This window comes from Lysinibacillus sp. FSL K6-0102, from assembly GCF_038003545.1.
Classification (GTDB): domain Bacteria; phylum Bacillota; class Bacilli; order Bacillales_A; family Planococcaceae; genus Lysinibacillus; species Lysinibacillus capsici.
Genome location: NZ_JBBOPH010000001.1, coordinates 1287068 through 1301771, shown reverse-complemented (window position 1 = coordinate 1301771; position 14704 = coordinate 1287068). Strand labels below are relative to the sequence as shown.

Here is a 14704-nt window from a genome sequence, read left to right as displayed (position 1 = left end):
TCTTACATTCATAGAAGTTACAGCCAATTAATAGCAATACTTGTTATTAATCGAACGGTAAATAAAACGTGAAGGTCGTACCCTCCTTCAACACACTGTCTACCATAATATTACCTGAGTGTGCCTTCACAATATTTCTAGCAATGGCTAAGCCGAGACCAGTTCCACCCTTGGAACGAGTACGTGCCTTATCTGCTTTATAAAAACGTTCAAAGACATAGGGTAAGTCCTCTTGAGGAATGCCATGTCCTGTATCTTGAACAGATATTTTAGCAAATGTCGGCTCCTGCTCTACTTTTACAGTCACAGACCCTTCATCTGTATGTCTCAGGGCATTGTCAACTAAATTTGTAAGCACTTGTTCAATGCGATCCTCATCTATATTAATCATGGCCTCGTCATTAAATTCACTCTCAAACAGCAGACGAACGTGCTTTTCTTTTGCTACCTGTGCAAATTTTTGTGTAATACGTTCAAAAGTAGAATTAATTGGTAATTCATCCTTATAAAGCGTCATATGCCCTGATTCCATACGTGCCAAATCTAATAAATCTGTCACAAGGCGACCCATTCGCTTCGATTCATCATAAATAATTTTGGTAATCTCATTTCGCTCTTCTTGATCCTGAATAAAATCGTCATCCATTAATGCTTCTGAGTAACCTTGGAGCATGGCAATCGGTGTCCGAAGCTCATGAGAGACATTCGCAATAAAATCCGATCTTAGTTTTTCTAAGCGATGCTGTTCAGTCATATCACGAATAACAGCGACAGCACCACGTATCATTTCCCCACTATAAAGAGGACTAATGGTAAATGTATAATAGCTACCATCCATTTCAATTTCCTCTTCTAGTTTATCCTCAAACATCAGGACATGATCAAGCATATGATACAGCTCTGGCGGAATAGGTTTTGCACTTTGTGAGCCTTTGTTGACAAACCATTTTTGCATCAGACGTTCGGCTGGTGGATTACTTAATAATATTGTACGATCCCGATTAAACGTAATCACTGCATCTGTCATAGATGTCAAAATATTAGAAAGCTGTTCGTTTTCTTGGTTGATAACCTCTAAATTATGCTTTAATTGACGGCCCATTTGGTTGAAGGCAACGGCAAGCTGACCAATTTCGTCATTTTGGGTAGTAGGCATTTTCGCTTCAAAATTCCCTTTTGCAATTTCAAAAGCTAATTCACGCATTTTTCTTAATGGCGAAGTTATACGTGAAGAAAGGAAGAATGCGAAGAATGTCGTCAGCACAAATGCTATGAAGGCTGCTAAAAAGACAATTTTCGTAGTTTCCTTAGACGTTTTATGTAGCGCATCTGGGCTTTGGTAGATGAAGACAGCTCCATGTACTGCATTTTCAACATTTAGGGGAAAACCAAGTACGACATAAGATTCCATCTTTTCTTGATCAGTTGAAGAAGGCATCATCATTTCTTTAATAATCGGCTCATCTGATTGAAACACTTCATGAAAAGATTTATTGGCTAATATAGTATCTTGTATTTCTTTTTTGTTGACACCCTCTTGCATCGCAAAGGACACTTCAACATGACTGATAGCGATCAATGCATTGGTCCCTGTAGGTAAAATATCTTTTAATAATTCAGAGGTAGATTCGGCTGTTTCATTGTCATCCACTATACTAGCTACCGTTGCTGCTGTTTGTCGCAATGAAATTTCTGCTTGCTGCATATGGTAATTTTGAAGAAATTCAAGCATTAATACCGTGAAAACAAATAATACAAATGAAACGAGAAGCAATATGGTTACCCATAGCTTCCCGACAACACTATTCCATATTCTATTCATTGACAACCTCAAATTTGTATCCAACGCCCCAAACCGTCACAATCATTTTAGCAGCGTTTTCAGAAACTCGGTTGAGCTTTTCACGTAAACGTTTTACATGTGTGTCTACTGTGCGTAAATCACCAAAGAAGTCATAATGCCATACCTCTTTTAGTAGTTGTTCACGGTCAAATACTTTGTCTGGCGATTTCGCTAAAAAGTACAGCAATTCATACTCTTTCGGTGTTAAATTAACCTCAATGCCTTCTGCAGTCACACGATGTGCATCATGGTCAATCATTAAGTGTTGGAACACCACTAAATCTTTTGAAGAAGATGCATTAGTCGTTGGTGAGAAAGCCTGTGAACGACGTAAAATAGCCTTCACACGTAACACAACCTCACGAGGACTAAATGGTTTTACGATATAGTCATCTGCACCAAGCTCAAAGCCTTGTACACGGTTCGCTTCTTCGCCTTTGGCAGTTAATAAAATAATTGGTGTTGCTGCGCGCTCTCGAATTTCTGCACACACTTCTAGCCCATCTTTTTCAGGCATCATAATATCAAGTAAAATACAGTGATACTCTTTTTCTAAAGATTTCTCGATCGCTTGTTCTCCATTTTCGGCCTCGTCAACAAGGTATCCTTCTCGCTCAAGATACATTTTTAATAAGCGGCGAATACGATCCTCGTCATCTACTACTAATACTGAAATATTTTCTGACACTTTCACGATCCCTCTCTTCCATCTTTCTCTAACTTCTATTGTACATGGTGTGACACATATTGAAAAGAAAAGAAAGCCTCTTCGCTACAGCGAAAAGGCTTGTTGCTTCACAGGTTACGCGTAGGAGTGTAAACCTGCAAGAATTAAGTTAACAGCAATTAGGTTGAATAAAATAATCCCAAAACCAATTAGTGCTAACCAAGCAGATTTTCGACCTTCCCAGCCTTTTGATAGACGTAAATGCAGGAATGCTGCATAGAATAACCATGTAATAAGAGCCCATACTTCTTTTGGATCCCAACCCCAGAAACGACTCCAAGCAATTTGTGCCCAAATCATCGCAAAGATTAAAGCACCAAGGGAGAATACAGGGAAACCAATCAGCACTGAACGATAACCAATTTCATCAAGTAATTGTAAATTGACACGTTTAACAAGTGGTTGGAAAATGGCACTAATTCGACGACGAGCTATTAAACGAATTAATAAATACAACACAGATCCTACCAATAATGACCAAACAACGGTTGTTAATTTTTTAGCATTAATTAACGCTGGCATTTCTACTAATGGCGACATGCCATGTTCTTCTATCACTTCATATTCATTCATACCGAATACTGGAGGTAAATTGTAAATAATTTTACGAGTAGTTCCTTCTTTATCCACATAATTATAGCTAGACTCATAATCCATAGCACTAAATGTAGATGTTACCGCGACAAATCCAACAACTACTACAAGACAGTACATGACAGCTTCTAACCAAAAACGTTGTTTAGAGGGCTTTGTTAAATCTACTACTTTTAATAAGTAAATAAGTCCTGCCACAGCACTAATGGCTAAAATAGATTGCCCTAATGCTGCTGTAATAACGTGAATTGTTAACCAATGACTTTGTAATGAAGGCACTAATGGACTTACTTCTTTCGGGAACATTGCTGCATAAGCAATAATCAAAAGCGCAACAGGCAGTGCCACTAATCCAAGTGCAGTCAAACGATAAATAAAATAAATTAGGATAAACGCGCCGACAATGAACATACCAAAGGCAGTTGTAAATTCGAACATATTACTTACTGGCGCATGTCCTGTATAAATCCAACGCGTAATAAAATAGCCAAGCTGTGATAGGAAACCAATAATAGTAACCACAATGGCAAGCTTGCCCCATTTGCCAGTATTTTTACCCGTAGCATTACCTTGCTTAATTGAACCACCAAATAATAATGTCGCAACTAGATAAGCAATAAACGCTACAAATAGTAAGTTTCCACTTAAGTCAATCAAACTCATAAGGTGTTGTCACCTTCCTTTTCTTTAATGCCACCATTAGTGGGCTCTTCGTCAGCCTCATCTTTCTCTAACTGATCTTTATACGGAGGCAATGCAGCAAATGTTGTAACAGCATCTAAATCCTTTTTCATGCTGAACATATTTTTGTTGACATGGGCAGCCATTAACACACGGCCGTCTGGTTCCACTTGAAGCCATAAACGACGATGATTCCAGTAAGAGCCAATGGCAACACCGATCATAAAGATGACCCCACCAACAAACAGAATAGGGATGGTACTATCTTTTCGCACCGTAATACCTGACATATCACGCATCTCTGCACTAGCAAATTTCATTCTGTATTTATTTTCACCCAGTGGTTCTAAAGGAGGCTGCATAATTTCAACAAAGCTTACTTCTCCTTCAGGAGTTTCTGGTGTAGTCATTTTAAATAAAAATGCAGGATTATTTGGAATAGACGTTTTAGTCTGAGGTTCTCCATTTTCAAATCCATCAAAATCAGGTGTATAGACAAGAATTTGAACGGATGAACCATTCCCTAAATCATATTCTTTTTTAGGATTTGTTAAATCAATCTCTACCTTACCTAATGATTTCTCTGTCGTCTTATTAATTAATTCAAAGTTCATCTGTTTTAATTCATTTAGACGATAATCCATCTGGTAAAGAGCAAAGCCATCTTCTTTCAAAGGATGGTTTACACGAATAGAATAGTCTTTTACTTTTTCTAGATTTTCCGTATCCCCAGGTAATGCGTCTTCAGGTTGCTTGTAAAGTGTAATATCGGTCTGGAAGTTTTTAGCCACTACATTCACCCCCTGTTTAACTTGCTCACCTTGAGGTGTATTATCATGTGTTTCTAAAATAAAGTCACGGTTTTCAATGAAATAGCCTTCCATTCCAGTGATAGCTCGTGTTTCACCTTCACGCACCCATATCGATTCATCAACATAGAAGCCTGGAACTAGACGTAGCATGACCCCACCTAAAAAAATGATGAGACCTACATGGTTTATGTACGGACCGTAACGAGAAAAGCGTCCTTTTTCAGCTAAGAGAGCGCTACCATCTCGACGAACAGAATACTTCATCTCAGTCATTTTTTGAGCCACTTTATCAAGCGTTTCCTCCGCACTCGCTGACACTTGTCCTTCTGCAACAATGCGCTGACGCTTCATAAAGCTTTCATGTCTTTTAACACGTTGATTCTTTAATGATTTATAAAGTGGAATGCCTCGGTCAAGACTTGCCACTATAATTGATACTGCTAGCATACCAACTAAAATCTGGAACCACCATGAGCTATATAAATCCGAAAGCCCCAACGTATAATAGATTTTACCGAATGTACCATATACGTCTGCGTAATAAGCCCCCTTCTCCATATCAGAAGCTTTTACGTAAAACTCTTGCGGTAGTAATGTTCCGACTGAAGCAGCAATTAATGTGATAATAATTAAGGATATACCAACTTTAACACTTGAGAAGAAATTCCATATTTTATCAACAAATGATTTGTTATATGTTTTGGAGCGAATGGCCATACCATCATAGCGCATATCAACAACTTTATTTTGTTTTTCTTCTTCGGTTAAAGGACGACCACATTTTTCACAAAGCTTCGTGCCGTATGGATTACTATGACCACAAGCACAAATGATTTTTTCCATCGTCATTACTCCTTATTTGGCTTCACTAATTCCATGTACGAAGCAATATCTTTCTCCGTCATTTCACCTGTAATAATTTTGGCCACTTTGCCTTCTGGATCAATTAACACTGTTGCAGGTAATTGTCCTACATTATAAGCAGTCATAACACTTTTTGTTTTGTCGATAACTACTGGAAATGACAACCCATATCGATCGACAAAATTCTGTACTTCAAAATCTGTTTGAGCAATATTGACAGCTAATGTTTGTACACCGTGATCTTTAAATTCTTGATACTGATTGTCCATTGCGGGCATTTCCTTCTCACAAGGCTTACACCAAGTTCCCCAGAAATTTAAAAATACCCCTTGCCCTTTATAATCCGACAATTTATGTTTTTCACCGTTTAAATCTACTAACGTGAAGTCAGGTGCCTCAGAGCCTACTGCTACTAACTCTACTTTTTCCTTTGTTGCTGTTCCATATACTGTGTACCCGATTGCCAACGCTAACACAGCTAAAATGACAGTTCGCAGTACAAGACGTTTTTTCTTTTTCTCCAAGTTAATAAACCCCCTATCAATTACGGCTTGCGTTGCTTTTACATATTGAAGAAACAAATAGAACTTTTTCATTCTCTATACGTCTATAAATATGTAAAAGCTTCTTTCACATTGACGTCAACAATACCGGATTAAATGTGTTACAGCTTTTTTGAACAAACTGCTACTAGGTGTACTATTCTCACCTATTATAGCAAAATGATACAAAAACACTTAGCTATTAATTATGAATGATTTATGAACGATTTCACCACAAAGAAAGTGTAAACATCCAAATACCTCTATTGGTATCCACACTTTCTTCTGGCAACATTGCATTAATCAAGCTTTCCTGTTTCTGCTAACACACGTAGTTGCTTTACTTCATGCTTTGATAATTCACGGTATTCTCCTGGAGCAAGACCAAATAAATCTAAAAAAGCAAAGCGTTCGCGTTTTAATTTAACAACGGGTGTTCCAATCGCTTCAAACATACGACGAACTTGGCGATTGCGCCCTTCATGAATCGTGATTTCACAAATAGCTTTGCCCGCTTTTTCATCGAAAGATGTCATACTTACCTTAGCAGGTGCTGTCTTTCCATCCTCTAATTTGATCCCTCGTTGAAGCTTTTTAAGCCCTTCAATTGTTGGCACACCTTTGACACGAGCGATATATGTTTTGTCAATTTTAAATTTCGGATGTGTCAACATATAGGAAAATTCTCCATCATTTGTCAATAGCAATAATCCAGATGTATCATAATCAAGACGACCAACTGGGAAAATACGTTGCGGAATATGATGAAATAAATCTGTGACAGTTTTGCGTCCTTTATCATCTGTAACTGCAGAAATTGTTCCACGTGGTTTGTAAAGTAAGAAATATACCTTATCTTCTTTTTCTAGTTTTACACCTTCTACTTCAATTGTATCGGAATTAGATACCTTTGTTCCTAACTCACGAACCACTACACCATTTACTTTAACTTTACCTTCTAAAATCAATTGCTCTGCCTTGCGCCTTGACGCAACACCTGCATAGGCAATGACCTTTTGTAATCTTTCCATTTTTTCACCTCTAGTTTTCTTTCACATTGACACGTTCGTCATCATTCGATTTCGATCCAATGAATAGGGTTATTTTTCCCGCTAATCTGTGAAAATTATGTCATACTTTTAGACATTATTAAAGAAAAACAAATTTCACATTTTTTAATTGAGTATTCCGACTAATTTCTCGTTCGTTAATTTCTTAACATTTGAACCGAGATTTTGTTTTGTTTACTAGCAGTATACTCATTTGATAATCATGCGAATCGATTGTAAAATGTTTATTTTGACAGAAAAAAAGCTACCATTCGGCAGCTTTTATCTGTATACATTTTCAATTGTTAGGCCACGTTGCTTTAACTCATTGGCTATATAGTTTTTAGCCAGTACCATATTGCCTGCCAAAGGTTCCTCAATTGTGGAACCATCTTGAAATGTAAAAACCAGATGATCAGGCTTTGTCACACCACTTTTTTCTAGATTAACCTGCTCAACTTTCACTATTTCTTCCCACTCGACAAAATTTACTTTTAAACTAAAAAATGGATTCATATGAATACCTCTTGAATCTATCCATTTATAAGTATTAAAGCTTAATGCGATGAAACCTAAGGCAATTAATAAGGAAGTAGATACTAGACCACGTTTTATATTCTTTCTTTTTTTCGTTTTAGGTATGATCAAATAATTGATTAGTAGTACGAGGGCCATGACAAATAAAGAGACCATAAAGATAATATAAGCATTAAAATAAGGTGCAAAATAATAAAATTCATTAGGTCGATATAGTATCTCTTGAATTGGATATAGAAGAATGACAGGCACAATTAAACTTGATAAGAATAAGATAATGATTAGCCCAAATTGAATTTGCCTACCATTACTTTCCATTGAAGCTTTCCTCAATTTCCTCACCCTTTTTTTGAAAGTTAAGAATTTTACATTCATTATCATTTTACCAAATTTAACATCAATTGATCAAATAATGTAAAAAATCAGCCAATCGTTTTTAACGATCCGCTGATTCAACTTTTACTGGCGTTGCATAAATACGTTCTTCTCCTATAAAGATAGACAAGACTGCTTCTTGGCGTTTCCTTGAAACATGTAATACTTGCCTCACCTGTTCTTTTTCCTCTTTATTTAACTGTAGTCGAACGGGCTCTTGTAAACGAATAGCCAACTTTTTATTGACATTGTATTTACCCTTTTTCACTACTGTTTCAAGACTATAATCTTGCCATACTTTATTGGATAAACCTCGATGTACATTCCAATCATCTGATTCATTTAATGTGACGACAATGCAGATTTGTCCGTCCTTTTGAAAGGCCGTTGCAAGTGTTCGTCCAGCAACCTTAGTAAAGCCCGTTTTTCCAGCGAAAGCAGTACCAGTGGCTGACTTTAAGGAACTAACAGGCTGTTCTGTCTCATCATCTATATCTGCTGCCATTCCTGAACCTTCTCTTAATAGACGGTGTTTATTTTCCCATAACATTCCGTTTACTGTATTTGCCCGATAAAGTACAGTTGAAGCAATTTTCTCAAATGTTTTATTTTGCAACGCAAGTCTTAACATCTCAGCAGTATCTCTTGCAGACGATAAATGCTCATCATGATGAAGACCAGAAGGATTCATAAAGACGGTATTGGTAAGACCTGCAATAACAGCTCTTTCATTCATTAATTTGACAAAACCCTCTACAGACCCTCCTACATGTTCGGCTAAAGCTGTTGCAGCATCATTGCCGGAACGTAGCATTAAGCCATACAATAACGTTTCAACTGTCACCGTTTCACCAGCCTGTAGGTAAATAGAGCTCCCCTCAGCCATAGCAGCCTTAGGGGATATAACGACTTCATCCTGCAAGTCACTATTTTCAATTGCCACAAGTGCTGTCCAAATTTTTGTGAGGCTAGCAATAGGTAATCGTTCATCGCTATTGGATCCAATTAAAAGTCGACCTGTATCGCCATCCAAGACAGCATAGCCGCTTCCTCCTCTTGCAAAGCTAGTCTGAGGAAGCATTACCATTAACACAATGATCATAAACAGTGTTAAACGAAATAACCGAAGCAACGAGCCACTCCTTATTCAATGTGATAGGAAATTATAGATTTAAATTTATGTTGAAGGATACGCATTATACCTAACCATTATTTTGCTCCGCTAAAAGTCTCTTGGAACTTCGTCATAAATAAATCTGTTTCTTGTTCTGTATCAGCAAGGTCCTCTTCAGGTAGAGGAGGCATTTCTTCTATACTATTTAAGCCAAAATAATGTAAAAATTCTTTTGTTGTTCCATATAAGATGGCACGTCCAGTCCCTTCTGACCGTCCTACCTCTTTAATTAATCCTCGTGAAACTAATGTTTGGATTGGTCGTTCACACTTCACACCGCGCAAATCTTCTATTGCTACACGTGTAATGGGCTGTTTGTATGCCACGATCGCTAACACTTCAAGGGAGGCTTGAGATAAGGATTGTGCGGTTGGATTTTCTACTAATCTTTGAATCGTATCGGCAAACTCAGATTTTGTAATGAGCTGATAAACGCCTGCAATTTCTTTCACCGTGATTCCTCTTGTTAAATCTTCTTCGTAGGTTTCTCTCAATGTATTCATTGTTTGCAGAATCAGCTCTTCCTGCTCTCCTAAGAGTTGTGAAAGTTGTTTAATCGTTAAGCCATCATCTCCCACAACAAATAATAAGGCTTCAATTCTACTCTGTAACATCAAAGTTTTCGTCATCTTCCCATTCCTCCTTCTGTAAGGTAACCGTTAATTCTTCAAAGTTACCATCTTGCTCTACGATGACGACCTGACGTTTCATCAGTTCAAGTAGGGATACAAACGTCAGAATAAGTGTTGGCTTATCTTCATAGGGAAAAAGCTCGAAAAATGATGCACGTCCACCTGTTAATCGTAAAGAATCCACAACAGAGCGCATTTGATCTTTTACTGATCGCTCCTGCCTTGCTACAGTTGTTTTTAATGGTTTCTTTAATTTTTTGCGACGCATCAATTTTTGAAATGCTCCAAGCATATCATAGATATTCACATTCAAATCAAATAAAGCCATCTGTTCTTCTGAGGCTAATCCTGTTAAATCAGCAGGTGGCCTCGTAAATACCTGTGCTCGATCTGTTTCAAGCTCCTGCAAATTACTAGCTGCTTCCTTGTATTTTTTATATTCGATTAAGCGTTGCACCAGTTCTTCACGAGGGTCAGGGCCGTCCACTTCTAATTCTGCGTCCTCCATCTCTCCTTCGTGAATTGGCAATAACATGCGGCTTTTAATTGCCAGTAACGTTGCTGCCATTACTAAATATTCACTTGCTTCATTTAACTCTAGTACTTGCATTGCATGAATATGGTCGATATATTGTTGTGTAATTTCAGCCATTGGGATATCATAGATATCAATTTCCAATCTGTGAATTAAATGCAATAATAAATCAAGAGGCCCTGAAAAGGCTTCTAATTTTACTTCATAAGACATTATTTTACCACCCTGAGATTCTATGTTCTTTTAGTATAGTGGAAAGGAGTCCAAAATGCATCCACAGCATCATACTTTATTTATAGATTACTGTGCCTATTTTAATGGCAATCAAGATTTTTTTGAATGCCATGAAGTGCTAGAGGAATATTGGAAGGAAATTGCACCTGGTGATAAAATGCATCCGCTTGTCGGCTATGTGCAGCTGGCAACAGGTTTCTATCATTGGCGACGTGGTAACAATACTGGTGCTAAACGAATTTTAGAAAAAGCACTTCATAACTTTCAAGTAAATGAAGGGCATGTTTTTTTCCAAGAAATTGATTATCTCGAACTCCTAACACAAATAACAAAAGCTATCACTTCGATTGAAATGGGCAAGTCCTTTCAAACTTTCCAGCTTCCTCTCTCACCTCACTTGCTGGATTTAGCCCTAGCACGTATAAAGCTTTTGCCATCAAATAGCTCAAATTATCTTCTTCATAAACATATGCTTCGAGATCGCTCACATATTCTTGCAGAGCGACAAGAAAGCAAACAAAGAAAAAGCAGACGTTGTTAATCGTCTGCTTTTTCATCGATACAATGAATACATTTTCGAACAAAACTACGTGTTTCATCTGTAGCACGCACACTTTCATATTGGCCAAGTTCCGCCACTTCTTGAAGCATCTCCGTTGCTACTCCCTCCCCCCTATAGGAAGGGATCACCGACACGTGCTGGATTGTGGCTATATTATGCTCGTCAACAACAAGCCCTACAATGCCAACATATTCATCATTCTTTTTCCATAAGTATAAAACCCAATTATCGTCATTTTCATAGGAGTGGATGGTTTCTGTAAGCTTTTTTACGTCTTTTTCGTTAGGCATAAATGAAAGTAGCCCCATTGCTATTTTCTCTAAAGCTTTTTTATATCGAATTAACATATTTGTCTATTCCCTCTTTTTCTAGCTGTACATAATCTTTGACTATCCTACACGATTTGTACTTTTACCGCAAGCCAATTTCTGTCTTACGAACCAGGTCCGAGAATACCTTTCGACGCCAACACCCAATAGACTACGCCCCATAATAAAATAAATGTTGTAATGGACGCTAGTAATACCCACTTATTTTTCCTCAAATTTACTCACCCTTTTTTAAAGTTAGCGGGAGATCGTTTTGCACAATATCTTCATAACTTTCGCGGCGAATAGCTAGTTGATGCTGTCCATCCTCTACAAATACAACTGCAGGTCTTGGCACACGATTATAGTTACTAGCCATCGAATAACCATACGCACCTGTACAGAAGATGGCTAACACATCACCTGAAGCAGCGTCTTGTAGTTTAGCATCAATAATTAATTTATCGCCAGATTCACATAATTTACCAGCAACTGTATAGAGCTCATCTTTCGCCTCGTTCGCCTTACTTGCGATGACTGCCTCATACTTAGCGTCGTATAATGCGGGACGGATATTATCGCTCATACCTCCATCGACAGCAATATATTTTCGCACATCTGGCACAATTTTTTGTGAACCGATTGTATAAAGAGATGTTCCTGCATCACCTACAAGTGATCGACCTGGTTCAATCCAAATTTCCGGCATCTTCAGTCCAAGAACAGTTGCTTTATTTTTGACAACTGTAATCATATCCTCTACATATACTTGTGGTTCAAGCGGTGCATCTTCTTCAGTATAACGAATACCAAAGCCCCCACCTAAGTTTAACACAGTACATGTAAATCCGTGAGTCTTGTTCCAATCAGAAATTTTGTCAATCAATTTTTCTCCAGCCAATCCAAAACCGGCAGTGTCAAAAATTTGTGAGCCAATATGGCAATGTAAACCAAGTAGCTCTAGGAATTCATGGTTAAATGTTTGTTGGAATGCTTCATCTGCTTGACCATTGTTTAAGTCAAAGCCGAATTTTGAATCTGCTTGACCTGTCGTGATGAAATCATGCGTATGTGCTTCAACACCTGGTGTAACACGTAATAATATACGCATTTTTTGCTGACGGCGCTCCGAAATATCTTTTAAAAGCTGTATTTCATAGAAATTATCTACAACAATACATCCAATCTTGGAGTCAAAAGCTAGCTCTAATTCAGCAATGCTTTTATTGTTACCATGAAAATGAATGCGCTCTGCAGGGAAACCTGCCTTTAAGGCAGTAAATAATTCTCCACCAGATACAACATCCAATGATAAATTTTCTTCTGCTGCTAATTGATACACCGCTACACATGCAAATGCTTTTGAAGCATAAGCTACTTCTGCTTTTACACCTAGTTTTTTAAACGTATCGATAAAGCTGCGCGCACGCTTACGAATAAGTGCAGTATCATACACGAAAAGTGGTGTACCATACTCTTTTGCTAGCTCTAATGTGTCTACCTGTCCAATTGTTAAATGACCATCTTCAGAAATCGCTTGTGTTCCATATAAATGCATGTGCATCTCTCCCTTTTCACATCGTTCCATCTTGTTATTTTTACGGTTTGAAAGTGGAAGGGTTCTTTACTATATTAGAACCATTCCATCAAAAAACTATTTCCTTCACATATAAAAAAACAAATGTATAGTACTTGCTTTTTCTTGAATGAAAATAATTTTTGCAAAAATCACAAAATACTATATGTGAACTTTATCACATGAAAAAAACGAGTGCAACGGCTCCTATGATCTTTTTCGCTGTTTGGAAGCGACTACATAAGGTCTTAGTGCATCCGCTGTCATTGGGAAGCGAATAATGACGCGAAGCATTGCTGTTGGAAAGAATGGAACAAGCGGCCATAAATAAGGTGCCTGCATTGGTCGCAATGAACATAAATACGTAAACAATAAAAATAAACCAATAAATAACCCATTGACACCCCAGAGACCCGTCATCAGAAGTAGCAGTAACCTAAAAATTTTAATGGAGATACTAAGCTCATAGGACGGAATAATGAAAATAAGAATGGCTGCCACCGCTGTATAGAGAACCACCTCTGAAGAGAATAATCCAACATCAATCGCAATTTGACCAATGATTACCCCCGCAACCAATCCCATCGCAGTGGACAATGGTGACGGAGTATGAATGGCGGCCATCCTCAAAAATTCTATTCCAATATCTGCAATCAAAATTTGTAGTAATAAAGGTACATGCGATTTCTCCTCCGTACCTAAAAAGGAGAGGGCATCTGGAAGTAGGGATTCATTCGTTGCAAATACATACCACAATGGCAATAAAAGTAAACCCATTACAGAGCCAAAATATCGCATAAAACGTACAAACGTCCCTACTGTGGGTGCCTGACGATATTCCTCTGCATGCTGCAATAAATGAAACACTGTAACAGGTACTAAAATAACGGATGGAGAAGTATCGACTAATATAGCTATATGCCCTTCAAGTAGATGAGCTGCAGCAATATCAGGTCTCTCCGTATAACGTACAAATGGAACTGGGTGGAACTTTTGTTTAAAGAGCCATTCTTCTAATGATTTATCGGCCATCGTCAAGCCATCATGATTTATTTGTCCAAGACGCTGTCGTAAACTTTCGAGCATATCTTCATTGGCAACATCCTTCATAAACGCGATCGCCACGTCGGTTTGACCGATTTTGGATATTTTATGTAGCTCGAAACGTAGATTACTATTACGAATTCGCCTACGTATTAAGGCTGTGTTTTGAGAAATCCCTTCTGTAAAGCCATCCCTTGATCCACGGATAACTTTTTCATTATCTGGCTCTTCTGGAGAGCGTCCTGGATAGTTTCTAAGCTCTGCAACATAGCAATAGCCACTTTTAGTAATAAAGGTGACTTGTCCACTTAAAATGGCTAGTAAATAGGCTTTACGCTCTGTTTCTTCTGAACGTCCATGGAAATTAAAGTAAGACTCAAAATATTCCTTCTCATCCTCTACATCAATTTCAATGTCCTCATCTGGAAGCATGCTAGACAGCAACTGTGTTAAAGCTTCTCCATCTACAAGCCCACTAATATATGCACAAAGGACCGGCAAATCTTTGACAAATAAGTGTTTAATACCAACGTCAAACGATTCGCCGTCACCAAATTGTTCTATAAGAAAATCTTCGGCTTCTTCTAAGCTGTTAAATAATTTATTTGTCATGCT

Annotated in this window: 14 protein-coding genes; 1 reads left to right on the top strand and 13 read right to left on the bottom strand. The window is 37.8% G+C overall.

What is annotated here, in order from left to right; all coding sequences use genetic code 11:
* Positions 1-46: 46 nt before the first annotated feature.
* The 10 genes from NYE73_RS06130 to NYE73_RS06085 all read right to left on the bottom strand — a co-directional run bounded on the left by NYE73_RS06130 (position 47) and on the right by NYE73_RS06085 (position 10578).
* On the bottom strand, positions 47-1822 hold the full coding sequence (locus NYE73_RS06130; RefSeq protein WP_048391287.1) for an ATP-binding protein: 1776 nt from the start codon (positions 1820-1822) through the stop codon (positions 47-49).
* Positions 1815-2531 carry a response regulator transcription factor gene (locus tag NYE73_RS06125; protein WP_004232215.1) on the bottom strand — a complete coding sequence of 239 codons (717 nt, stop codon included), beginning with the start codon at positions 2529-2531 and terminating at the stop codon, positions 1815-1817. Before NYE73_RS06125 ends, NYE73_RS06130 begins: the two co-directional genes overlap by 8 nt.
* A 114-nt stretch (positions 2532-2645) precedes the next feature.
* A complete protein-coding gene (gene ccsB, locus NYE73_RS06120; RefSeq protein ID WP_048391290.1) occupies positions 2646-3827 on the bottom strand; it encodes a c-type cytochrome biogenesis protein CcsB in 1182 nt (393 codons plus the stop codon).
* Positions 3824-5500, bottom strand: a complete 1677-nt coding sequence (gene resB / locus NYE73_RS06115; RefSeq protein WP_048391292.1) for a cytochrome c biogenesis protein ResB — start codon at positions 5498-5500, stop codon at positions 3824-3826. Before resB ends, ccsB begins: the two co-directional genes overlap by 4 nt.
* Positions 5501-5505: 5 nt before the next feature.
* Positions 5506-6045 carry a thiol-disulfide oxidoreductase ResA gene (gene resA / locus NYE73_RS06110; protein WP_004232210.1) on the bottom strand — a complete coding sequence of 180 codons (540 nt, stop codon included), beginning with the start codon at positions 6043-6045 and terminating at the stop codon, positions 5506-5508.
* Between the two features lie 317 nt (positions 6046-6362).
* Positions 6363-7094 carry a pseudouridine synthase gene (locus NYE73_RS06105; protein ID WP_004232209.1) on the bottom strand — a complete coding sequence of 244 codons (732 nt, stop codon included), beginning with the start codon at positions 7092-7094 and terminating at the stop codon, positions 6363-6365.
* 300 nt (positions 7095-7394) lie between these two features.
* Positions 7395-7982: an alkaline shock response membrane anchor protein AmaP gene (locus NYE73_RS06100; protein ID WP_243456064.1), complete on the bottom strand. Its 588-nt coding sequence runs from the start codon at positions 7980-7982 to the stop codon at positions 7395-7397.
* 103 nt (positions 7983-8085) lie between these two features.
* Positions 8086-9156 carry a D-alanyl-D-alanine carboxypeptidase family protein gene (locus NYE73_RS06095; RefSeq protein WP_115673515.1) on the bottom strand — a complete coding sequence of 357 codons (1071 nt, stop codon included), beginning with the start codon at positions 9154-9156 and terminating at the stop codon, positions 8086-8088.
* A 77-nt stretch (positions 9157-9233) separates the two neighbouring features.
* Entirely contained in the window at positions 9234-9827 is a 594-nt protein-coding gene (gene scpB / locus NYE73_RS06090) for an SMC-Scp complex subunit ScpB (protein WP_048391293.1), read from the bottom strand.
* Positions 9799-10578, bottom strand: a complete 780-nt coding sequence (locus NYE73_RS06085; RefSeq protein ID WP_066036605.1) for a segregation/condensation protein A — start codon at positions 10576-10578, stop codon at positions 9799-9801. Before NYE73_RS06085 ends, scpB begins: the two co-directional genes overlap by 29 nt.
* Before the next feature lie 55 nt (positions 10579-10633).
* Here NYE73_RS06085 and NYE73_RS06080 point away from each other — a divergent pair, with 55 nt between their 5' ends.
* Positions 10634-11140 (top strand): DUF309 domain-containing protein, encoded by a 507-nt coding sequence (locus NYE73_RS06080; RefSeq protein ID WP_004232196.1) that lies wholly within the window; start codon positions 10634-10636, stop codon positions 11138-11140.
* Here NYE73_RS06080 and NYE73_RS06075 read toward each other — a convergent pair.
* The 3 genes from NYE73_RS06075 to NYE73_RS06065 form a co-directional block, all read right to left on the bottom strand.
* Positions 11137-11508 (bottom strand): GNAT family N-acetyltransferase, encoded by a 372-nt coding sequence (locus tag NYE73_RS06075; protein WP_259950934.1) that lies wholly within the window; start codon positions 11506-11508, stop codon positions 11137-11139. The two genes, NYE73_RS06080 and NYE73_RS06075, sit on opposite strands and share 4 nt — an antisense overlap.
* Before the next feature lie 199 nt (positions 11509-11707).
* A complete protein-coding gene (lysA, locus tag NYE73_RS06070; RefSeq protein ID WP_259950933.1) occupies positions 11708-13027 on the bottom strand; it encodes a diaminopimelate decarboxylase in 1320 nt (439 codons plus the stop codon).
* Between the two features lie 225 nt (positions 13028-13252).
* Positions 13253-14701 carry a spore germination protein gene (locus NYE73_RS06065; protein WP_004232186.1) on the bottom strand — a complete coding sequence of 483 codons (1449 nt, stop codon included), beginning with the start codon at positions 14699-14701 and terminating at the stop codon, positions 13253-13255.
* Between the last annotated feature and the right edge of the window lie 3 nt (positions 14702-14704).

Bases quoted from the DNA above. Each gene is read 5' to 3' on its own strand.
- scpB (WP_048391293.1), bottom strand. From the start codon at position 9,827: ATGACGAAAACTTTGATGTTACAGAGTAGAATTGAAGCCTTATTATTT.
- NYE73_RS06105 (WP_004232209.1), bottom strand. From the start codon at position 7,094: ATGGAAAGATTACAAAAGGTCATTGCCTATGCAGGTGTTGCGTCAAGG.
- NYE73_RS06130 (WP_048391287.1), bottom strand. From the start codon at position 1,822: ATGAATAGAATATGGAATAGTGTTGTCGGGAAGCTATGGGTAACCATA.
- NYE73_RS06065 (WP_004232186.1), bottom strand. From the start codon at position 14,701: ATGACAAATAAATTATTTAACAGCTTAGAAGAAGCCGAAGATTTTCTT.
- NYE73_RS06080 (WP_004232196.1), top strand. From the start codon at position 10,634: ATGCATCCACAGCATCATACTTTATTTATAGATTACTGTGCCTATTTT.
- resB (WP_048391292.1), bottom strand. From the start codon at position 5,500: ATGGAAAAAATCATTTGTGCTTGTGGTCATAGTAATCCATACGGCACG.
- NYE73_RS06085 (WP_066036605.1), bottom strand. From the start codon at position 10,578: ATGTCTTATGAAGTAAAATTAGAAGCCTTTTCAGGGCCTCTTGATTTA.
- ccsB (WP_048391290.1), bottom strand. From the start codon at position 3,827: ATGAGTTTGATTGACTTAAGTGGAAACTTACTATTTGTAGCGTTTATT.
- lysA (WP_259950933.1), bottom strand. From the start codon at position 13,027: ATGCATTTATATGGAACACAAGCGATTTCTGAAGATGGTCATTTAACA.
- NYE73_RS06075 (WP_259950934.1), bottom strand. From the start codon at position 11,508: ATGTTAATTCGATATAAAAAAGCTTTAGAGAAAATAGCAATGGGGCTA.